We start from the raw sequence: 20,844 nt of genomic DNA on the forward strand, positions 1-20,844 counted from the left end.
GGACCGCTCAGGGCCCCGGGGGGAGCCTGAGGGTGAAGGTCGAGCCCTGGCCGGGGCCCTTCGAGACGGCGGTGGCCCGACCGCCGTGGGACTCCGCGAGCTGGCGGACGATCGACAGGCCCAGGCCGCTGCCCCCCGTCGAGCGGTTGCGGGACTTCTCGGCCCGCCAGAAGCGGTCGAAGACGTGCGGGAGGTCGTCGGGGGCGATGCCCGCGCCCGTGTCGCTGACGTCGATGACCACGTGGTCGTCGTCGTCCGTCCAGCCCCGCAGCGAGACGCTGCCGCCCGGCGGCGTGTGCCGGATCGCGTTCGAGACGAGGTTGCCGACCGCCTGGCGCAGGCGGACCGGGTCGGCCCGCAGGCCCAGGTCGGCGGGGGCGACCGTCAGGGCGACCCCGGCAGCCGCCGCGCGGGCGCGCTGCGCCGAGGCGACCTGGTCCAGGATGTCGCCGAGCCGCACCGCCTCGGGATGCACCCGCAGCGTCCCCGCGTCGGCCGCCGCCAGGTCCTGCAGGTCGTCGATGATGTGCTGCAGCTGGAGCGCCTCCTCCAGGAGTGAGGAGTTCAGGGCGTCGTCGGGTTCCGCCAGCCCGTCCTCCACCGCTTCGAGCCAGCCCCGGATGTTGCTGACCGGCGTGCGCAGTTCGTGGGCCACGTCGCTGACCATCGCCTTGCGCTGCTCCGCGAGGCGCTGCCGCTCCTGCGACATGTCGTTGAACGCGGCGGACAGCCGCCCGATCTCGTCCCCCGTGGCGACGCTGACGCGCGCCGAGTCGTCGCCGTCCCGCATGCGCTGGGCCGCGTCGGTGAGGGCGCGCAGCGGCCGGATGAGGCGGGCGGCGAGCAGCAGCGTCACCGCGGCGGCCAGGGCGAGGACGAGGGCCGCGACGCCGGCGACCCGCAGCGTGTTGGAGCGGGAGAGGGCGAAGCCCGGACGGGTGGCGCCGCTCGGGTCCGTGACGAAGAGGTACGCGGCGGGCGCGACGAAGTCGCGCAGCTGGTCGCGGCGCGCGGTGTCCACGCACTCGGCCGTCCTGCGCTCCGTGACGCCGCCGGTCCGCGGATCGCGGACGGCGGGCCTCGCGGTCGGCGTCGGAGTCGGCATCGCCATCGCGCTCGGCTCCCGGCCGCTGTCGGAGTCCTGGGCCGGCGCCCGCGGTTCGGGCGACTGGACGGGGGAGGGCCCCGACCGGCCCCAGGTGAGGTCCGGGTTGAGTTCGAGCGGCGGCAGCTTCTCACCGGTGAGGCACTTCTTGAGCCGCGCGTTGAGGTCCGCGACGGCGGAGTTCTCGGTGGCGGTGGCGGCGGCGAGCCGCCGGCCCCCGCAGTACTCGTCCAGCGTGCCGGAGGGGTCGCCGCCGACCACCTTGATGTACGGGCGGCCGCTGGGACCTTCCGCGATCTCGCCGGTGAGCGCGTAGTCCGCGAGGCAGGCGACGCTGCGCCGGGCGATGTCGTGCAGCGCCTTGCGCTCCCCGGGGAGCAGCCGGAACGGGCCGACGGCGCGCGGGTCGATGTCGCCCGCGGTGGCGCCGGGGACCATGGTGGCGTCGACGTGCAGCGGGTCGAGGGCCGCCGACTGGGCGCGCGGGAGCGGGGAGCCCACCGGCGCGGAGTCGGCGATCGGCCGCCGGTCCTGGGTGGTGACGGCGATGCGGCGCTGGGTGGTGGCGGCCAGCCGGCGGACGGTGGGCTCGATGCCGCTCCAGTCCGCGTGGGTGGCGGCGTACTCGGCGAGCTTGCCGTAGATCAGCGCGTCGTTGGCGAGGTAGCGGCTCTGCTCCTGCTGGATGGAACCCGAGGTCGTCTGCACGGCGAGCCAGGTGGTGGCCGCGACCGAGCACGTCGCGACCAGGACGAAGGAGAGCAGCAGCCGCCCGAGCAGGCTCTTGCGGAACGGGACCTTGCCGCGCGCCCGCCGGGCCATCCGGTCCTGCCGGGACTCCCGAGGCCGCCGGTCCTGCCGCGGCGCCCGGGGTTCACGGCCCATCGTGGCCGCCGTCCGCCAGCTTGTAGCCGACGCCGAAGACCGTCACCAGGTAGCGGGGCCTGCGCGGGTCCGGTTCTATCTTCTTGCGCAGGTTCATGATGTGCACGTCAACCGTCCTGGTGGTGATGTACCGGTCGAACCCGTGGACGCTGTCGAGCAGCTGGGCCCGGCTGAGGACCCGGCCCGGCAGGGCGGCCAGCGCGGCGAGGATGTGGAACTCGCCGGGGGTGCAGTCGGCGGGCCGCCCGTCGACGGTCACCTCGTGCCGGGCCGGGTCCACCGTGAGCCCCCCGACCCGCAGCACCGGGTCCGGGGTGGGCGTGCGCACGCTGCTGCGCCGCAGCAGCGTGCGGATCCGCGCCATCAGCTCGCGCGGGCTGTACGGCTTGGTCATGTAGTCGTCCGCGCCCAGGTCGAGGCCGAGCAGCAGGTCGTCCTCGGTGGAGCGGGCCGTGAGCATCAGGATCGGCAGGTCGGACTCGGCGCGCAGGACGCGCGCCACGTCCAGCCCGTCGACCCGCGGCATCTGGATGTCGAGCACGAGCAGGTCCGGCGCCCGGCGGCGCGCCTCCTCGATGGCGGCGCGCCCGTCGTGGACGACCGTGACCGTGTGGCCCTCCCGCCGCAGGTAGCGGCGGACCAGCTCGGCCTGCTTCTCGTCGTCCTCCGCGACCAGCACGTGTGCGCACATGAGGGCGAGCGTAAGCGCAGAACGCGAACCGGACACGATCGCTACGGCGCCCTGACAACTTCCTCATATCTGCTGGTCACGGAAGGGCCACCGGGCCGGCTACCCGGCCAGCTCCGCCGGCAGCGGCTTCGCGTGCAGCACCGCGAGGCCCGAGACGGCACGGGTGAGGCAGACGTAGAGCCGGCGCAGCCCGGTGCGCTCGTCCGGCTCCCCCTCGACGATGGCGGCGGGCTCGTCGAGCACCACGTAGTCGTACTCCAGGCCCTTGGCGAGCGTCGCCGGGACGAGCGTGAGGCGGGCCTCGGCCGAGGTCTCCTCGCCCGGCGCCAGGTACGGCAGGCCGGCCGCGTCCAGGACGGCGGCGAGCCGCGCGACGCGGTCGTCGGCGGCGATGAGGCCGACGGAGCCCTCGTGGCCGAGGGCGTCATGGCAGGCCGCGACGACGGCCGCGTCGAGCTCCTCGCCGTCCGTCCGGCGGATCACGAGGTCGCCGGGGGACTCGCGGACCGAGGTGGCCGGGGCCAGCCCCGGCGCGATGGTGGGCAGCAGCAGCGACGCGTAGGCGATCACCCCGCGCGGCACGCGGAAGCCGCGGGTCAGCTCCTCGACCGGTGCGCCCGGCTTGCCCAGGTGCGCGAGGGCCTCCTCCCAACTGGCCGTCGCCCACGGGGTGGTGCCCTGCGCGATGTCCCCGAGCACCGTCGCGGAGCCGGTGGAGCAGCGCCGTCCGACCGCCCGGTACTGCATGGGGGACAGGTCCTGGGCCTCGTCCAGCACCACGTGGCCCAGCGAGTGGGTGCGCTGGACGAGGTCCAGCGCCTCGTCGACCAGCACCGCGTCCGCCGCCGACCACTTCGCCGAGGCCAGGCTGCGGGGCGGCTTCTCCCACAGCACGGTCGCCTGCTCCTGCGGCGTCAGGATCCCCTCCGCGCACTCCGCGAGGAACTCGGCGTCGGACAGCAGCCGCAGCACCGTCTTCGCCGGGTCGGCCTTCGGCCAGACCTCCCTGACCGCGGCCTTGACGGCGGGGGTGCGGGCCACGGCGTCCTGGACGCGGTCGTCCGGCGCCTCCCCGGCCTCCTCCATGCGGACCAGGACGCTGTGCGCGATCCGCTGCGGCAGTGCCTCGTGGGCGGCGCCGTAGCGGATGTCGCGCTCCATCAGCTCGCGCACCAGCTCTTCGAGTTCGTACGCCGGGACCCGCCAGCGCCGCGATCCGCGGACCACGACGACCGGCTCCTTCGGCATCCGGATGCCGCTGCGCACCGCGCGCCGCAGCACCTGCGCCATCCGCGCGTCGCCCTTGATCCGGGCGCGCTCCGCCGGGTCCGTGCCGCGCACCGTGACGTGCGCGACGAGGTCGTCGACGGTCGCCTGCTTGACCTGCAGCTCGCCCAGCGCGGGCAGCACCTGCTCGATGTACTGCAGGAAGGACTGGTTCGGTCCGATGACGAGCGTGCCGGTGCGGGCGAGCCGCTCGCGGTGCGCGTACAGCAGGTACGCGACGCGGTGCAGGCCCACGGCGGTCTTCCCGGTGCCGGGGGCGCCCTGCACACAGACGGTGCCGCCGATGCCGGCGCGGACGATCTCGTCCTGCTCCGGCTGGATCGTGGCGACGATGTCGCGCATGGGGCCGACGCGCGGCCGCTCGATCTCGCTCTGCAGCAGCTTGCTGGAGGTGTCGGCCTCCGCCGGGTCGGTGAGGTGCTCGTCCTCGTACGCGGTCAGCTGCCCGCCGGTGTAGCCGAACCGCCGGCGCAGCCGGACGTCCAGCGGCTCGGAGCGCGAGGCGCGGTAGAAGGGCTGCGAGACCGGGGCCCGCCAGTCGATGACCATCGGGTCGCCGTGCGCGTCGTGCACATGGCGGCGGCCGATGTAGAACTGCTCGCCCTCGGCACCCTCAGCCTGTTCCATACCGGGCGCGTGCAGGTAGTCCAGCCGGCCGAAGAAGAGCGGGGTGTGCGACAGGTCGGCCAGGGCCTTGATCCGGTTGTCGATCTCGGCGGCGAGGATCTTGGCGTTCACCCAGTTGCCGGTCACGTCGCTGATGTCCAGCGCCTCCACGTCGGCGCGCATCGCGGTCAGCGCGGAACGGGACTCGGCGAGGTGGGTCTGTTCCGCCAGGAGCGGGTTCGCGTCCTGGGTCTGGTCGTGGTCGTGCAGGGGCACGGCGTTGCCTCCGGCTTGTGCGTACGCAGGGAAGAAGAGAGAAGCCGGCCGGTTTCCGTCCGGGCGGCGGCGCTCCCATCGGGAGGCGGCAAGACGGTGGATCATACGCTCCCGCCCGCGGCGCCGCGAATGCTTTTCCCGCCCGTGCCCGGGACACCCCGGGCACCCCGGTGGACCTCAGGGTCGACCCCTAGGCCGGGCTGGGGGACGGACGTCAACCCTGAGGCGTACGTGACCCGCGAGAGTTCAGACTTCCGCCCGATGTACTGCAAACGGCGGATTTCCTACCCTTGGGACATGACCACACAGACGTTCACCCCAGGCCCTTCCGCCCCTGGCGCCACCGCCCTCGGCTCCCGTGACGAACACCCCCGCCACCTGCTGGGAAGCACCCTGCGCGCCGTCCGCGTCTTCGCGCAGACCGCCGTCGAGGTCGTCCTCCTCGGCAGCGAGGGCAAGCACCGCTGACCTGGACGGCGTACGGCACCCTCCCGGCGGTCCACTAACGTCGCGGCGGTGACCGCTCTCAGCGAGGTGCACCCGGCGCCGCTCTCCGTACGCGCCGCATCCCGCCGCCGTCTGCTGCTCGTCCTGGCGGCCCTGCTGGCCCTGGCGCTCGCCCTCGCCGGATACGCGCTCTTCTACGCGCTGTGTCCGGTCCCGATGGCGGACCTGCTCGTCTACCGCGCCGAAGGCGCCGCCGTCGCCTCCGGGCAGGACCTCTACGCCTTCCGCGTCACCCGGTGGAACCTCCCGGCCACCTACCCGCCGTTCGCGGCCCTGCTCTTCGTGCCCCTGACGTGGCTGCCGCTGGGCGCCCTGCGCGGCGCCTTCACCCTCGGCAACCTCGCGCTGCTCGCCGCCCTCGCCCACCTGTCGCTGCGCTGCGCGGGCCGGCCCCGCGGCGCCGGCCCCGGATCCCCGGCCAAGGGCGCCCCCGGCCCGGCCGGCCTGATCGCCCTGTCGGCCGGCGCCCTGTGCCTGGAACCCGTCTTCCAGACGTTCGTCTTCGGCCAGATCAACCTGGCGCTCGCGGTCCTCGTTCTGTGGGACCTGTCCCGGCCCGACGGGGCACGCGGCAAGGGCATCGCCGTCGGCGTCGCCGCGGGGATCAAGCTCACCCCCGCGATCTTCGCCGTCTACCTCGCCCTGACCGGCCGCACCCGCGAGGCCACCGCCGCGGCCTGCGCGTTCGCCGGCACGGTCCTGCTCGGCGTCGCCACCCTGCCCGGCGCCTCCGTCGACTTCTGGACCACGCGCCTGTACGAGACCGACCGGGTCGGCAAGGTCTGGATCGTCGACAACCAGTCCCTGCAGGGCCTGGTCGCGCGGCTCCTGCACACCCCGCAGCCCGGCCTCGTCTGGGCGGCGGCCGCCGCCCTCACCGGCGCCGCGGGGCTGGCCGTCGCCGTCCTCGCGGCCCGGCGCGGGTTCGAGGCGTGGGGCGTGCTCTGCACGGCCGTCACCGCGCTGCTCGTCTCGCCGATCAGCTGGTCGCACCACTGGGTGTGGTGCGTCCCGCTCCTCGTCCTGCTCGCCGCGCGCACCCGCGGCCGGCCGCTGCGCCGGGCCGCGGTCCTCGCCGCCGCGGCCGCGTTCGCCGGGCGCAGCATGTGGCTCACCCCGCACGACGGCGACCTCGACCTGCGCCTCGCCTGGTGGCAGCAGCCGCTGGCGTCCCCGTACCCGCTGCTGGGCCTGGCGCTGCTGGCGGCCGTGGCCGTCCGCCTCCGGCGGGGCGGGGCCGCGCGGACTACGTCAGCAGCTCGTCCGCGTCCATGATCCGGTAGGCGTAGCCCTGCTCCGCCAGGAACCGCTGCCGGTGGGCCGCGAAGTCCTGGTCGATCGTGTCCCGCGCCACCACCGAGTAGAAGCGCGCCTCGTGCCCGTCGGCCTTCGGCCGCAGCACCCGGCCGAGCCGCTGCGCCTCCTCCTGGCGGGAGCCGAACGTGCCCGAGACCTGGATCGCGACGGTCGCCTCCGGCAGGTCGATCGAGAAGTTCGCGACCTTGGAGACCACCAGCACGCTGATCTCGCCCTGCCGGAAGGCGTCGAAGAGCTTCTCGCGCTGGGCGTTCGACGTCTCGCCCTTGATCACCGGGGCGTCGAGGTGCTCACCCAGCTCGTCCAGCTGGTCGATGTACTGCCCGATCACCAGCGTCTGCTCGCCCGCGTGCTTCGCGACGAGCGCCTCCGTGACCCGCCGCTTGGAGGCGGTCGTCGCGCAGTAGCGGTACTTCTCCTCCGGCTCGGCCGTCGCGTAGGCGAGCCGCTCGCTGTCCGTGAGGTTGACGCGGACCTCGACGCAGTCGGCCGGCGCGATGTAGCCCTGCGCCTCGATCTCCTTCCAGGGCGCGTCGAAACGTTTCGGCCCGATGAGGGAGAAGACGTCGGACTCGCGCCCGTCCTCCCGGACGAGGGTGGCCGTCAGCCCCAGCCTGCGCCGTGCCTGGAGGTCGGCGGTGAACTTGAAGACCGGCGCGGGCAGCAGGTGCACCTCGTCGTAGACGATCAGGCCCCAGTCGCGCGAGTCGAAGAGCTCCAGGTGCGCGTAGACGCCCTTCCGCTTGGTCGTCAGCACCTGGTAGGTGGCGATGGTGACCGGGCGGATCTCCTTGCGGGTGCCGCTGTACTCGCCGATCTCCTCCTCGGTGAGCGAGGTCCGCTTGATCAGCTCGTGCTTCCACTGCCGCGCGGAGACGGTGTTGGTGACCAGGATCAGCGTCGTCGCCTTGGCGGTCGCCATGGCACCGGCGCCGACCAGCGTCTTGCCCGCGCCGCAGGGCAGCACCACGACGCCGGAGCCGCCGTGCCAGAAGCCCTCGACGGCCTGCTGCTGGTAGGGGCGCAGCGCCCAGCCGTCCTCCTTGAGGTCGATCTGGTGCGCCTCGCCGTCGACGTACCCGGCGAGGTCCTCGGCGGGCCAGCCCAGCTTCAGCAGCGTCTGCTTGATCTGGCCGCGCTCCGAGGGGTGCACGACGACGGTGTCCGGGTCGAGCCGGGCGCCGACCAACGGCTGGACCTTCTTCGAGCGCAGGATCTCCTCCAGCACCGGCCGGTCGGTGCTGGTCAGCACCAGCCCGTGGACGGGGTGCTTGCTGAGGGTGAGACGGCCGTAACGGTCCATCGTCTCGGCGACGTCGACGAGCAGCGCGTGCGGGACGGGGTAGCGGGAGAACGCGACGAGCGCGTCCACGACCTGCTCCGCGTCGTGCCCGGCGGCGCGGGCGTTCCACAGGCCCAGCGGGGTCAGCCGGTAGGTGTGGATGTGCTCGGGAGCGCGCTCCAGCTCCGCGAACGGGGCGATGGCCCGGCGGCACGCGTCCGCGCGCTCGTGGTCGACCTCCAGGAGCAGCGTCTTGTCGCTCTGGACGATGAGAGGCCCGTTGTTCAAGTGCCACACCCTTCGGTTCGTGATGGAGGCAAGCCTCCAGTGTCGCGCATCGCGGTCATCGGCAGGGGCGGGCGCCGCGTGAGGCCGGGGAGAGGGGGTAGACGCCATGACGACCCGGATGGGTCGACTCGGATGGGGGAACACATGACCCGCACGGATCTGTTCCGACCGGCCCGCGAGCGGCTGCGGACCAAGCGCCCGACCAAGGGCCCGGCGAAGCCGCGGCCGAAGGGGACGGGGGGCCGCTGGAAGCCCGCGTCGTGGAAGCCCGTGTGGAACACCGCACGGAAGCCGGCGAAGCGCGTGCCGAAGCAGGCCCCGCCGCGGACGCCGCCGCGTGACGACGCGCCGAAGCAGCGGTCGTTCGGCGCCTCGCTGGCCCGCGGCCTGGTGATGCTGGTGGCGTTCGTCTTCATGGTCGGCTTCGCCGTCGTGCTGGCGAAGCTGACGCTCCAGCCGTCGCCGGGATCGGTCGCGCTCATCCACACGAACCTCAAGCCCGGCGACTCCCTCCGCCAGTACCTCGACCAGCCGGCGATCCGCGACTCGGTGAAGCAGATCGGCGGCAACCTGCTGCTGGGCGTGCCGTTCGGGGTCCTGCTGCCCGTCCTGTTCCCGAAGACGCGCGGCCTGCTGCGGGTGGTCCTCGTGACCGCGTTCGTGATGGTGCTGGTCGAGATCGCGCAGGGCCTGATCGTCGAAGGCCGGGCCTTCGACATCGACGACGTCATCCTCAACACCACCGGCGCGCTGGTCGGTTACCTGCTGCTCGGCCGCCGGCTGGGCCGGGCCCTGCACCCGCGGCGCCACCACTGGTGGCAGCGGCGGCAGCCGACCGAGGCCGCCTGACCGTCCCGGTCAGGCCGGCTCGTCGGCCAGTTCCGAGACGCCGGTGATGCGGTGCAGGGCGAACGTGCGGACCTCGTCGGCGGTGTGGTCGTAGGCGGTGACGAAGCCGCCCTCGACCCGCACCGGGCCGATGACGCGCTGGCTCGCCGCGCCCTCCGCGTTCACGTAGCCGATCCACAGCGAGTCGCCGGTCAGCACGGCGGCCTGCATCGTCGCGAGGGTCTCCGCCGCGGCGGTCCTGGGCAGCCCGCCGCCCGCCGCGGGAGCCGGGACGCTCTCGCGGTGCACGGCGGTGGAGGCCCGGTCGCCGGCCCTGATCGCCTTGACCGCGGCGCTGAGCAGCGTGCCGTCCGGGACCGGGGGTCCGTCGGTGACGGGGGTGGGCGCGGCCCGGCGCGGGGTGCGGACGGCGTCGGCGCGGGTGATGACGACATCGCCGTCGGCGGACTCCGCGGCCGGCGCGAAGCCCATCGCGCGCAGCCGCTCCAGCAGCGTCTCCGGCGCGGACTGGGCCGCGAGGACGGTCGGCGCGAGGCGGCGCAGGCCGAGGCCGGAGGCCCGGCGGTCCGCGAGCAGCTCGGTCAGCAGCGCGTCGTCGTCGCACCGCAGGTACGCGGAGGCCGCGCCGACCCGCAGCCGGCCGTGCCGGCGGGCCACGTCGTCGATGAGGTAGCTGAGCGGCTGCGGTACCGGCGTGCGTGAGTGCTCGGCGAGGAAGGCGTGCAGGTCGGCGGCGGTCTGCCCGGCGTCGAGCGCCCTGCGCACGGACGCCGGCGTGAACCGGTAGACCGTCGCCCCGCCCTTGGACTCGATGTCGGCCAGCACGCCGATCATCTCCGCGAGCGGCGCCTCCAGCGGGCCGGGCGCCACCGCCGTGAGGTCCGCCTGCAGCAGCACGTGGTCGAGGGGCTCGGGCAGCAGCGGCGCGAGGCGGGCCGCGGCTTCCGCGTCGGGCGTCGTGCCGCCCCGGCGGCCACGCCCCGCAGCCGGGGCCGGCCCGACGAGCGGGCGGGCGTGCCCGGCCAGGGCGCCGCGGCCGGTCAGGCCCAGGAGTTCGGCCTCGGTGACGGTCCAGCGCAGCAACTCCGCGCGCAGCGCGTCCGTGCCCGCGCCGCCGCGCAGCGGCCGGTCCCAGCGCAGCCGCTCCAGCAGTTCCGCCGGGGCGGCGGAGGCACCCTCGGGGAGCGCGGCGAGCAGCTCCAGCACGCGCCGCCGGACCTCGGGCGCCAGCGAGCGGTCCAGCTCCGGCCCGAGCGCGGACAGCGCCCGGCCCTTGGCGTCGCGGCTGCCGACCAGGCCCGCGGTGCGGGTGGCGGAGAGCCAGGCCCCGGCGAGCGCCGTCCAGCGCTCCTGCGCGGGCAGCCGGAGCCAGTCGTCCGACGCGGGCGTCGGCGCGTACGCCTCGTCCAGCTCGCCGTCGGAGGCCAGCAGCCCCGCCGCGTACGCCAGCTCCAGCCAGAACGCGGCCATCGTCTCGGAGACGTCCAGCTCCGTCGCGATCCGCTTCAGGTCGCGGACGCTGATGCCGCCGGCCCGCATGACGGCCGGGCCGCCGGTCTGCCACGCCTTGAGCAGTTCCTCGACGGTGCGGACGGCGTTGAACGCCTGACCGGCCGCCGTGCCGTCCACAGCCTGTGGAGCGTGCTCGACGGGCGTGACGGCCGGCGGCGCCGGCTCGACCGTGCGGTGCGCGCGGCCGGCCCGCAGGTGCAGGGCCGCCTCGCGGGGGAGCACGACGTTGTGCTGCCCGGCGGGCAGCAGCAGGCCCCGGGCGAGCAGCCACTGCACGGGCGTGGCCGCGGTGGCGGCCCGCACTGGCACGGTCGCGTCGCCGACCTCGCCGTACGGCGGGCCCCACGCCAGCTTGCCGAGCGCGCCGGTGGCGCCCTCCGGCGCCGTCGCCAGCAGCTTCTTCATCCGTTTGCGGTCACTGAACAGCCCGGCCAGCGCCGTCACCGCGCTCATCGGGTCGTGCGTCGCGGGCAGGCCGACGTCGGCGAGGATCTCCTGCAGCCGGGCCGGCGACATGCCGGACGTCGCCTCCGCGACGGACGGCCCCAGGCCCGTGGGCGACGGGACGGAAGCCGACGGCGCGAGCAGGTCGCGGGCGGTGCGCACCAGCCGCAGCCGGTCCTCGCCGCCCCACACCAGCCCCTGGGCGCGCAGGCTCTCCAGGGCTTTCGGCAGGGCGCCGGCGGTGGCGCTGTCGCCGGCGTCGCCGGTCATCAGCGCGCGCAGCACGGCGTAGGGCCCGCCGTCGGGCATCACGGCGAGCGCTTCCGCGGTCTGCAGCGTGAAGCGGTCCAGGCGCTCCAGCGCGCGCACGACGGACGCGCGGGTGGCGGCCCGGGTCGCGAGCTGCGTCAGATCGTTCGGCACGGGGCTGAGCAGGTCCGGCCGGGCGCGGAGCAGCACGGCGAGCGCCTCGTCCCCGCGCGCCCGCAGATCCTCCGCCAGCGTGCGCGGCGGCGCGCCGCCGGCCTTGCCGGGCTGCTCAGTGGTCATCCGTCCTACATTACCGGTCCCCTGGGACAGGTGGGGCCGGTGCCGCGGGCCCCGCCCGACCCGTACTCCGCGCCGGAGGCGGCGCGGTACCTTCGACGGGGAGGCGGCTGTCGGTCGAGCAGGGCGGGTGGGGGCACGTGGGTGTGGAGAGCGATCAGCTCGTGTTCGACTACCTGAGCAAGGTGGGCGACCTGGCGCAGGCGACGCTGCCCGCCGCCCAACGGATGCGCCTGGTGGCGCGGTTGCGCAGCGACATCGACCGGGAGCGGGTCAGCTCCGCGGCCGGCGGCGACAGCCCGGCCGCGGTGCGGCGGATCCTGGGGCGGCTGGGGTCGCCCGACGAGGTCGTGGAGGCCGCGGCCGGCGGGCCGCAGGTGCCGGACCTGGGCCCGCGGCAGCCGAGGCCGTTCCGGAAGATCCCGCAGCAGCGGGAGGACGAGCCTGACGTCCCCGTGATCGACGCGGGGGACGAGCTGGCGGGGCTGCCCGGCATGACGGGCCGGGTGTACTTCGACTTCGACGACCTGGACGACGAGGCCGAGAAGGAGGACGCCGAGGAGGAGGCCGAGGCCGCCGAGGAGGCGCCGGAGGACGAGGCCGAGGAGGCCGCCCCGCGCCGCCGGCTGCTGCGGCGGGGCCGCGTGGCCCGGCAGCCGCTCGGGCGGGCCAGCCCGATGCTGCTGGTGGCGGGTGCCCTGCTGGTGGTCGGTGCGGTGATGGGCTCGTGGGTGCCGCTCGGAGTGGGCTGGCTGGTCGCGTACTTCGCCCGCCGGCTGTCGCGCAACCAGGCGAAGTTCGCGGTGTTCGGCATCCCCGGCCTGGCCGGGGTGGGCCTGCTCGTCTGGCTGTGGGGGCGGAGCACGGGCAAGTGGGGCGAGCCCGTCCCGCAGGGGACGATGGGCGAGGCGCTGCGGGACGGGCTGCCGGTGGTGGTCCGGGTGGCGGCCGTGGGCTCCGCGCTGTACCTGTTCTGGCGGGGCCGCCGGGTCTGAACCTGTTCCGGCGGGGGCGGCGGGTCCGGAGCCGGTCCGGCGGGGGCGCCGGGGCCGACCGGTCGTCAGGCGGTGAGGTGGTCCGCCGAGGCGGCGTCCCCGGGGCACCAGGGCGCGCCCGGGACCACCAGCGGGTCCCCCGCCACCGGGTCCGGGACGACGACGCACTCCAGCCCGAACACCTCGCGCACCAGCTCCGCGGTGACCACGTCGCGCGGGGCGCCCTGGGCGACGACGCGGCCGGCCTTCATGGCGATGAGGTGGTCGGCGTACCGGGCGGCCTGGTTGAGGTCGTGCAGGACGGCGACGACGGTGCGCCCGCGCTCGCGGTTGAGCTGCCGCACCAGGTCGAGGACCTCCACCTGGTGCGCGATGTCGAGGTACGTCGTCGGCTCGTCGAGCAGCAGCAGGTCGGTGTCCTGCGCGAGCGCCATCGCGATCCAGACGCGCTGCCGCTGCCCGCCGGACAGCTCGTCGACGAGGCGCTCCGCGAGGTCGAGGGTGGCGGTGCGCTCCATCGCGTCGGTGACGGACCTCTCGTCGGCCTCCGACCACTGCTGCCACCACTTCTGGTGCGGCTGCCGGCCCCGCGACACCAGGTCCGCGACCGTGATGCCCTCCGGCGGCACGGGGGTCTGCGGGAGCAGCCCGAGCGCCTGCGCGATCTGCTTCGAGGGGATGCGCGACAGCTCCGTGCCGTCCAGCAGGACCGCGCCGGACCGGGGCTTGAGAAGGCGGCCGAGGGCGCGCAGCAGGGTGGACTTGCCGCAGGCGTTCGGGCCGACGACGACGGTGACCTGCCCGTGCGGGATCTCCAGGTCGAGCCCGTCGACGACCGTGCGGTCCTCGTACGCCAGGGTCAGCGCCTGCGCGGTGAGCCGGCTGGGCCGGTGGTCGGCGGTGGTCACGAGGTGCCTCCGGAGCGGGAGCGGATCAGCCACATCAGGTAGGGGGCGCCCACCGCGGCGGTGAGGACGCCGACGGGCAGTTCGGTGGGGGCGAGCAGCCGGCGCGCCAGCAGGTCGGCGACGACCACGATCAGGGCGCCCGCCAGGGCCGAGCAGAGCAGCGGGATCTGGGCGGTCCTGGTGAGGCGGCGGGCGATCTGCGGGGCGAGCAGCGCCACGAAGTCGACGGGCCCCGCGGCGCCGGTGGCCACGGAGGCGAGCAGGACGCCGATCACGACCAGCCCGAGCCGGACCCGGTCGAGCCGCACGCCCAGCGAGGTCGCGGTGTCGTCGTCGAAGGAGACCGTGCGCTGCGCGCGGGCGGCCCAGACGACGCAGGGCAGCAGGAGCAGCATGACGAGGGCGAGCGGCCCGGCCTGCTCGTAGCCGCGCCCGTTGAGCGAGCCGGTCAGCCAGACCTTGGCCTGCTGGGCGACGAGGTAGTCGCCCTTGGTGAGGAACAGCTGCGTCAGCGAGGCGAGCGCGACGGAGAAGCCGATGCCGATGAGGACGAAGCGCGAGGCGTGCATGCCCTTGCGCCAGGCGAAGGCGTACACGAGGGCGGCGGCGCCCAGCCCGCCCGCGATCGCGACGTACGGCAGCGCGGTGTACGAGGTCAGGCCGAACGTCATCGCGGCGACCGTCACCGCGCCCGCGCCGTGCGTCACGCCGATGACGTCGGGGCTGGCGAGCGGGTTGCGGGCCACGGTCTGCACCAGCGCCCCGGCCACCCCGAAGGCCGCGCCGACCAGCAGCCCCAGCACCAGCCGCGGCATGCGCAGCTCCCCGACGACGAGTTCGTCGGGGCTCGGCCGCCCGAGGACGACGTCGACGACGTCGGCGGGGGAGACGAAGGACTCGCCGACGCAGAGGTAGCCGACGCAGGCGGCGGCGAGCAGCAGCGTGAGGACGACCGCGACGGCGGCGGCCCGCCGGTGCAGCAGGAAGGTGCCGCCGCCCGCGCGCAGCACGGTGTAGCCGGCGGGCCGGACGGGGTGCGGGCGGGTCGGGTGGCCGGTGCGGCTCATGCGGCGACCACCGCCTTGCGGCGGACCAGGGCGACCAGGAACGGGACGCCGATCAGGGCGGTCATCACGGCGACCGGGACCTCCGAGGGCGGGAAGACGATCCGGCCGATGACGTCGGAGACGAGCATCATGACGGGCCCGAGCAGGGCGGCCATCGGCAGCACCCAGCGGTGCGCGGTCCCGACCAGGGCGCGGGCCATGTGCGGGACGGCGAGGCCGACGAAGGCGATGGGTCCGGCGGCGGCGACCGCCACGCCGGTGAGCACGGTCGCGCCGAGCGCGCCGAGGACGCGCAGCACGGCGACGTTCTGGCCCAGGCCCCTGGCCACGTCCTCGCCGAGGGCGAGGGCGTCGAGGCCGCGGGCCATGGAGAGCACGAGGAGCAGCCCGGCGACGAGGAACGGCCAGGTCTGGTCGATGACGTCGGTCTGGCGGCCGGACAGCGAGCCGACCTGCCAGAAGCGGAAGCTGTCCATGGTCTGCGCGTCGGTGGTGACGACGCCGGAGACGACGGACGTCAGGAAGGCGTTCATCGCGGCGCCCGCCAGGGCGAGTTTGACCGGCGTCGCGCCGCCGCGCCCGCCGGCGGCGATGACGTAGACCAGCACGGCGGCGGCCCCGGCCCCGACGAACGCGAACCAGACGTAGCCGCCGAGGGTGCCGACGCCGAAGAAGGCGATCGCGCAGACCACCCCGACGGAGGCGCCCTGGCTGACGCCGAGGATGCCGGGTTCGGCGATCGGGTTGCGGGTGATGCCCTGCATGACCGTGCCGGCCACCGCGAGCGCGATGCCGACCATGATGCCGATGACCGTGCGCGGCACCCGCATGCTCGTCACGACCTGCGCGTTGTCACTGCTCCCGCCGTGCAGCAGCGCGTCGACGACCTGGCCCGGGGGGATCTGCCGGCTGCCCACGGCCAGGCTGAGCAGGATCGCGAGCAGGAGCAGCGCCGCAGCGGCGAGGATCCGGCCGAGGCGGCGCCGGGTGAGCATGTCGCGGTCGTCCGTCCATCGGCTGGGGTAGGTGTGCGGTACATCGGTAAGCTTAGGCTTCGCTAAGGGTACGGGGTACGCGGGGTGAGAATGGCGGTATGACTACCGCTTCCCCGGTCCCCGGCGCCCCCACGATCACGGTCGGCTTCGACCTCGACATGACCCTCATCGACTCCCGGCCCGGCATCAAGGCCGCCTACGACCGGCTGTCCGCGGAGACCGGCGTGCACATCGACTCGGAGCTGGCCGTCACCCGGCTCGGGCCGCCGCTGGACGAGGAGCTGGCCCACTGGTTCCCGGCCGCCGCCATCGCCGAGACCGCCGACCGCTACCGCGCCCTCTACCCGGACTACGCGATCGCGCCGACGCCCGCGCTGCCGGGCGCCCGTGCCTCCGTCGACGCCGTGCGCGCGGTGGGCGGCCGGGCGGTCGTCGTCACCGCCAAGCACGAGCCCAACGCCAAGCTGCACCTGGCCCACCTGGGCATCGAGGCCGAGGTGCGCGGCTGGCTGTGGGCCGAGGCCAAGGCGGAGGCGCTGCTCGAGTACGGCGCCTCGATCTACGTGGGCGACCACACGGGGGACGTGCGCGGCGCCCGCGCCGCCGGGGCGCTGTCGGTCGCCGTGGCCACCGGGCCGTGCGACGCGGCGGAGCTGCGGGCGGCCGGCGCCGACGTGGTGCTGGCGAGCCTGACCGAATTCCCCGCCTGGTTCGCGAGCTACGCGCCCGCGGCGGCCTGACCCTCCCGCACCGCGCGCTTCTGCGCGAGCGCGGAGCGCAGCAGCCCGCCGAGCGCGAGCGCCAGACCGGCGCCCATCAGCATCGACACGAAGTACGCGGGCGTCGGCAGCGGGTCGGTGCCGAGGAGCAGCGGAACCATGGTGGCCAGCGTGCTCACGGCGCCCACGAAGAAGACGATCGCGCCGACGCGCACGAGGACGTCGCCCGCCCCACGGGTTTCGGACGTTGCGGGGGCCGTCCCCCGGGAGTGAGGTGTGTTGGTCACCCGACCAGGGTAGATCGGTCCGGAGAGATGGGGGACCACGGCGTCTTGTCACAGGCCACCGGGCCAATAGGCTGGTAGCACGAGCAGGTCTGGTCAGAACGGGCCTGCCGCACTGCTATCCAGGGCCCTTTCCAGGGCTTTACGAGCGATGAGGACGAGGTCGGACGTGCCTACCGGCAAGGTCAAGTGGTTCAACAGCGAGAAGGGCTTCGGCTTCCTCTCCCGCGATGACGGCGGCGACGTCTTCGTGCACTCGTCGGTACTGCCCGACGGGGTGGCCGCGCTCAAGCCCGGCCAGCGTGTGGAGTTCGGAGTCGTGAACGGCCAGCGCGGTGAACAGGCGCTCTCCGTCACCCTGCTCGAACCCGCGCCGTCCGTCGCGGCCGCGCAGCGCCGCAAACCGGACGAACTGCTGCCCATCGTGCAGGACCTCACCACGCTCCTGGAGGAGGTGGCCCGCTCGCTGCAGCGCGGCCGGTACCCGGAGAAGACCCACGGCCACAAGATCGCGGGCGTGCTGCGGGCGGTGGCGGACCAGCTGGACGTCTAGCCGCCGGGGGCTCGCAGGGCTCCCAGCACGTCAGTACCCGCAGGTCAGAGCGCCAGAAGATCCGGGCGCCAGAAGAGCCGAGCGTCAGAAGGTCAGCGCGTCGGGGCCGAGGGGCGGTACCAGTCCCTCGGCCGCCGCGCGGGTGAGCAGTCCGCGGACCGCCGCGTAGCCGTCCTCACCGAGGTCGGCCGTGAACTCGTTCACGTAGAGCCCGATGTGCTGGTCGGCGACGGCCGGGTCCATCTCCTGCGAGTGTGCGAGCACGTACGCGCGCGAGGCGGCGGGGTCGTCCCACGCCGCGCGCACCGAAGCGCGGATCGTGTCCGTCAGCGCGGCCAGCCGCTCGGCGCCCAGCGACCGCTTGGCGATGATCGCGCCGAGCGGGATCGGCAGGCCCGTGGTGGCCTCCCAGTGCTCGCCCATGTCGGCGAGCTTGTGCAGCCCGTACTCCTGGTACGTGAAGCGCGCCTCGTGGATGACCAGGCCCGCGTCGACCCGGCCGTCCCGCACGGCCGGCATGATCTCGTGGAACGGCATGACCACGACCTTGCCGATGTCGTCCGGCACCTCGGCCGCCGCCCACAGCCGGAACAGCAGGTACGCCGTCGAGCGCTCGCTCGGCACCGCGACCGTCTTCCCGCCCAGGTCCGTCGGCTCGCGGGTCAGCACCAGCGGGCCGCAGCCGCGGCCCAGGGCGCCGCCGCACGGCAGCAGCGCGTACTCGTCGAGCACCCACGGCAGCACGGCGTACGAGACCTTCAGCACGTCGTACGCGCACTCCGCGCCCTGCTCGGCCAGGGTGTTGGTGATGTCGATGTCCGCGAACGTCACGTCCGGGGCGGGCGCGCCCGGCACCAGGCCGTGCGCCCACGCGTGGAACACGAAGGTGTCGTTCGGGCAGGGCGAATACGCGATCTTCATGTCAGGTCCCCAGGTCCTCGCCGTCGAGCGCCGCCGGGAGTTTCCCGAAGGCCTCCGTCAGCGCCGCCAGCGCCTCTGTGATCCGCCAGGCGGCGCGGTCGCGCGGGCCCACCGGATTGGACACCGTACGGATCTCCAGCACGGGCACGCCGTGCGCCGCCGCGGCCTCCGCGACGCCGAACCCCTCCATCGCCTCGACGACGGCACCGGGATGGCGGTCCGCCAACTCGGCGGCCCGCGCGGCGCTGCCGGTGACCGTGGACACCGTCAGCACCGGTCCGTGCACCGCGCCCAGCGCCCGCGCCACGGCCGCGCCCAGCGCGGCGGGCGGGCGGTGCTCGCTCACCCCGAAGCCCAGTTCGGCGACGGGCAGGAAGCCCTCGGGCGTCTCCGCGCCCAGGTCCGCTGCCACGATCGTCCGCGCGACCGCCACCGAGCCCAGCGGGGCGGCCGGCTGGAAGCCGCCGCCGATCCCGGCGGAGACCACCAGGTCGTACGGGGCCGCCGCGCGGGCCAGCGCCGTGGCCGTACCGGCCGCCGCGGCGGCCGGACCGACACCGGCGGCGATCACGTCGCAGTGCACCGCGCCGTGATCGGCCGCGCGCACGCCGGCGGCGACGGCATCCCGTTCCGCCGCCACCGCGGTCACCACCAGCAGGCGCATACCGGGACCGCTACGCGGCCTTCTCCAGCTTGAACTGCCAGACGCCGAAGACGTTCTCGGAGCTGGCGTCGGGGCTGCCGACGATGTTCAGCGTGGCGTTCTTGAGCGGCATCGAGGAGCCGGTCTGCGGGTCGGTCGCCGTGAAGATGCCGGCGGACTCGGTGATCGTCCAGTACGTCTCGTCCTTGAGGACGTCCGTCTTCTGGTTCACGCCGGAGGCGATCAGCCAGCCCTTCTCACCGATGGACGGGTCGACGCCGACCCGGACCTTCTCGCCCGGCTTGACCTTGATCGTGTGCTCGGGCTTGGCGCCCAGGCACGCGATGAAGATCGCGCTCGGCAGCTTCTTGCCCTTGGCGTAGCACTTGGCAGTGGCCTCGGTGGTCACGGTCTTGGTGCCCACGGTCACGGTCGCCAGCGGGGTCGGCTTCTCACAAGCGGTGAGGAGGACCAGCCCGAGGGACACGGCACCGAGGGCGGCGGCAGCGCGGCGAATGCTCATGAAGAGGAGGCTACCGGGCGGTCGCCCTCCCGCCGCGCGGGGGTACGGCGTGGCGTTGGGAACAGGTGCGGGTCACGCCACGCGCGGGCGGGCCGTTCCGCGCCGGGCGGCGCCCATCAGGCCGCGGACCGACACCACGAAGCTCACCAGCACCAGTCCGGCCGCCACCGCCATGCCCAGCGAGCCGATCAGCGGCAGCACTATCCCCAGCCCGCCGCCGACCACCCACGACAGCTGCAGGGCGGTCTCGGAGCGGGCGAACGCCGACGTGCGCACCTCTTCGGGGACGTCGCGCTGGATCAGGGCGTCCAGCGACAGCTTCCCCAGCGCCTGAGAGATCCCGGCCACGGCGGCGACCACCGCGAGCGTCACGGTGCCGTACATGAGCGCGGCGACCGTCGTCGCCGAGAGGGCGGCGAGCAGCCCCGTCGCGATGATGATCTCGGGGCCGCGGGCCTTCAGCCACGACCCGAGCGCGGTCCCCAGCGCGTTGCCGCCGCCCGCCGCGACCGCGACCATGCCCAGCGAGAACGCCGGGGTCAGCCCTTCCAGGGGATGCTCGCGCAGCAGGAACGCCAGGAACATCGTCAGGAAGCCGGACAGCGCGCGGAACCCGGAGTTGGCCTGCAGGGCATGCAGCACGGACGACCCGACGCCCAGCAGTCCGGGCTTGCGCCCCGATCCGCGCGCGCCCTCGTTCGGCAGTCCGGTCCCGGGCGTGTCGACCCCGTCGCCCGACCCGCCGAGGTCGGCGGCCCGCAGTTCGGCGAACCGCGCCTTGGCCTCGCCCTTCGCCGAGTCCACCTTGTGCGGCAGCGACATCGACAGCAGCGCGCCGCCCGCGAAGACCACGAACGCCCCGTACAGCGGCCACTGCGGCCCGATCATGTGCAGCCCGGCGCCGATCGGCGCCGCGATCGCCGTGGCCAGCAGCCCGGCGAGGGTGACCCGGGAGTTCGCCTTCACCAGCGTGGTCTGTCCGGGCAGGAGTCTGGGCACGACGGCGCTGCGCACCACGCCGTACGCCTTCGACGCCACGAGCACGCCCAGCGCCGCGGGGTACAGGCCCAGGCCCGCCGTCGTCACGACCGACGCCATCGTCCAGGCGAGCACGGCGCGCGCCAGCATCGCCATCGCCATGGCGGCGCGGCGGCCGTGCGTCATCCGGTCGAGCAGCGGGCCGATGATCGGCGCGAGCAACGCGAAGGGCGCCATCGTGACCAGAAGGTAGAGCGCGACCCGCCCGCGCGCCTCGCCGGTCGGTACCGAAAAGAACACAGTGCTGGCGAGAGCGATCGTGATCAACATGTCGCCCGCAGAATTCACCGCGTGCAGTTCGATCAGTTTCGCGAGTCCGGACTCGCCCGCCCCGTGGGCGTGCGTGGACCGCCGGATGCGGCGGCGCACGGCCCCACCGGACCGCTGCGCCGCGCTCACCAGGGCACGTCCCGCCCTGCGGAGAGGTCCGGGACCGGACGTCACTGCGCTTGCCACGATGGCCATCCTGCCCCAAATGAGCTGCCTCTCACCCCCTCCTTTGCGCACGCGGTGCGCACGGGTAGCGTGCGATCGCGCAGAATGGGTGCCAACAGGTGCGCCCGAGGTCGTTCGGGTAGGGAAAGAAGCGTTGACGCGGTCCGC

Annotated in this window: 19 protein-coding genes; 6 read left to right on the plus strand and 13 right to left on the minus strand. The window is 74.4% G+C overall.

Features of this window, described 5'->3' with window-relative positions; all coding sequences use genetic code 11:
- Positions 1-7: 7 nt before the first annotated feature.
- The 3 genes from ABZ721_RS00485 to ABZ721_RS00495 form a co-directional block, all read right to left on the minus strand.
- The gene (locus ABZ721_RS00485) at positions 8-1,990 is read right to left on the minus strand and encodes a HAMP domain-containing sensor histidine kinase (protein ID WP_358786305.1); all 1,983 of its coding nucleotides are present in this window, start codon (positions 1,988-1,990) and stop codon (positions 8-10) included.
- Positions 1,980-2,681, minus strand: a complete 702-nt coding sequence (locus ABZ721_RS00490; protein WP_358786306.1) for a response regulator transcription factor — start codon at positions 2,679-2,681, stop codon at positions 1,980-1,982. Before ABZ721_RS00490 ends, ABZ721_RS00485 begins: the two co-directional genes overlap by 11 nt.
- Positions 2,682-2,780: 99 nt before the next feature.
- Positions 2,781-4,850, minus strand: a complete 2,070-nt coding sequence (locus ABZ721_RS00495; RefSeq protein ID WP_358786307.1) for an AAA family ATPase — start codon at positions 4,848-4,850, stop codon at positions 2,781-2,783.
- A 297-nt stretch (positions 4,851-5,147) separates the two neighbouring features.
- Here ABZ721_RS00495 and ABZ721_RS00500 point away from each other — a divergent pair, with 297 nt between their 5' ends.
- Together ABZ721_RS00500 and ABZ721_RS00505 are read left to right on the plus strand one after the other, a co-directional pair.
- Positions 5,148-5,318, plus strand: a complete 171-nt coding sequence (locus ABZ721_RS00500; protein ID WP_358786308.1) for a hypothetical protein — start codon at positions 5,148-5,150, stop codon at positions 5,316-5,318.
- Positions 5,319-5,450: 132 nt separating this feature from the next.
- The gene (locus ABZ721_RS00505) at positions 5,451-6,632 is read left to right on the plus strand and encodes a glycosyltransferase 87 family protein (RefSeq protein ID WP_358786629.1); all 1,182 of its coding nucleotides are present in this window, start codon (positions 5,451-5,453) and stop codon (positions 6,630-6,632) included.
- On the opposite strand, the gene ABZ721_RS00510 is transcribed toward ABZ721_RS00505, so the two are convergent.
- Positions 6,604-8,244, minus strand: coding sequence for a DNA repair helicase XPB (locus ABZ721_RS00510; RefSeq protein ID WP_358786309.1), 1,641 nt, complete (start codon positions 8,242-8,244; stop codon positions 6,604-6,606). The genes ABZ721_RS00505 and ABZ721_RS00510 overlap by 29 nt on opposite strands.
- Positions 8,245-8,388: 144 nt before the next feature.
- Between ABZ721_RS00510 and ABZ721_RS00515 the strand changes: the two genes are divergently transcribed.
- Positions 8,389-9,093: a VanZ family protein gene (locus ABZ721_RS00515; RefSeq protein ID WP_358786310.1), complete on the plus strand. Its 705-nt coding sequence runs from the start codon at positions 8,389-8,391 to the stop codon at positions 9,091-9,093.
- Positions 9,094-9,102: 9 nt separating this feature from the next.
- On the opposite strand, the gene ABZ721_RS00520 is transcribed toward ABZ721_RS00515, so the two are convergent.
- A complete protein-coding gene (locus ABZ721_RS00520; RefSeq protein WP_358786311.1) occupies positions 9,103-11,598 on the minus strand; it encodes a helicase-associated domain-containing protein in 2,496 nt (831 codons plus the stop codon).
- 143 nt (positions 11,599-11,741) lie between these two features.
- Between ABZ721_RS00520 and ABZ721_RS00525 the strand changes: the two genes are divergently transcribed.
- Positions 11,742-12,590, plus strand: coding sequence for a hypothetical protein (locus ABZ721_RS00525; protein WP_358786312.1), 849 nt, complete (start codon positions 11,742-11,744; stop codon positions 12,588-12,590).
- 65 nt (positions 12,591-12,655) lie between these two features.
- Here the strand turns inward: ABZ721_RS00525 and ABZ721_RS00530 are convergent, their stop codons facing one another.
- The 3 genes from ABZ721_RS00530 to ABZ721_RS00540 are packed head-to-tail and all read right to left on the minus strand — an operon-like array spanning position 12,656 to position 15,560.
- A complete protein-coding gene (locus ABZ721_RS00530) occupies positions 12,656-13,498 on the minus strand; it encodes an ABC transporter ATP-binding protein (protein WP_358786313.1) in 843 nt (280 codons plus the stop codon).
- Positions 13,495-14,565 (minus strand): iron chelate uptake ABC transporter family permease subunit, encoded by a 1,071-nt coding sequence (locus ABZ721_RS00535; RefSeq protein WP_358786314.1) that lies wholly within the window; start codon positions 14,563-14,565, stop codon positions 13,495-13,497. The genes ABZ721_RS00530 and ABZ721_RS00535 overlap by 4 nt, the downstream gene beginning before the upstream one ends.
- A complete protein-coding gene (locus tag ABZ721_RS00540) occupies positions 14,562-15,560 on the minus strand; it encodes an iron ABC transporter permease (RefSeq protein ID WP_358786315.1) in 999 nt (332 codons plus the stop codon). The genes ABZ721_RS00535 and ABZ721_RS00540 overlap by 4 nt, the downstream gene beginning before the upstream one ends.
- 98 nt (positions 15,561-15,658) lie before the next feature.
- Between ABZ721_RS00540 and ABZ721_RS00545 the strand changes: the two genes are divergently transcribed.
- Positions 15,659-16,300: an HAD hydrolase-like protein gene (locus ABZ721_RS00545; RefSeq protein WP_358786316.1), complete on the plus strand. Its 642-nt coding sequence runs from the start codon at positions 15,659-15,661 to the stop codon at positions 16,298-16,300.
- Here the strand turns inward: ABZ721_RS00545 and ABZ721_RS00550 are convergent.
- Complete coding sequence (locus ABZ721_RS00550; RefSeq protein ID WP_358786317.1) at positions 16,279-16,566, minus strand: hypothetical protein; 288 nt, start codon at positions 16,564-16,566, stop codon at positions 16,279-16,281. The two genes, ABZ721_RS00545 and ABZ721_RS00550, sit on opposite strands and share 22 nt — an antisense overlap.
- Positions 16,567-16,732: 166 nt before the next feature.
- Here ABZ721_RS00550 and ABZ721_RS00555 point away from each other — a divergent pair, with 166 nt between their 5' ends.
- A complete protein-coding gene (locus ABZ721_RS00555) occupies positions 16,733-17,116 on the plus strand; it encodes a cold-shock protein (protein WP_138358916.1) in 384 nt (127 codons plus the stop codon).
- Positions 17,117-17,200: 84 nt separating this feature from the next.
- Here ABZ721_RS00555 and ABZ721_RS00560 read toward each other — a convergent pair whose 3' ends face one another.
- From ABZ721_RS00560 to ABZ721_RS00575, 4 genes are all read right to left on the minus strand, one after another.
- Complete coding sequence (locus tag ABZ721_RS00560; RefSeq protein WP_358786318.1) at positions 17,201-18,037, minus strand: 1,4-dihydroxy-6-naphthoate synthase; 837 nt, start codon at positions 18,035-18,037, stop codon at positions 17,201-17,203.
- A 1-nt stretch (position 18,038) separates the two neighbouring features.
- Positions 18,039-18,701, minus strand: a complete 663-nt coding sequence (locus ABZ721_RS00565) for a futalosine hydrolase (protein ID WP_358786319.1) — start codon at positions 18,699-18,701, stop codon at positions 18,039-18,041.
- A 10-nt stretch (positions 18,702-18,711) separates the two neighbouring features.
- Positions 18,712-19,203: a hypothetical protein gene (locus tag ABZ721_RS00570; protein WP_358786320.1), complete on the minus strand. Its 492-nt coding sequence runs from the start codon at positions 19,201-19,203 to the stop codon at positions 18,712-18,714.
- Between the two features lie 72 nt (positions 19,204-19,275).
- Positions 19,276-20,706, minus strand: coding sequence for an MFS transporter (locus tag ABZ721_RS00575; protein WP_358786321.1), 1,431 nt, complete (start codon positions 20,704-20,706; stop codon positions 19,276-19,278).
- Between the last annotated feature and the right edge of the window lie 138 nt (positions 20,707-20,844).

It is taken from the genome of Streptomyces sp. NPDC006733 (assembly GCF_040636125.1).
GTDB lineage: Bacteria > Actinomycetota > Actinomycetes > Streptomycetales > Streptomycetaceae > Actinacidiphila.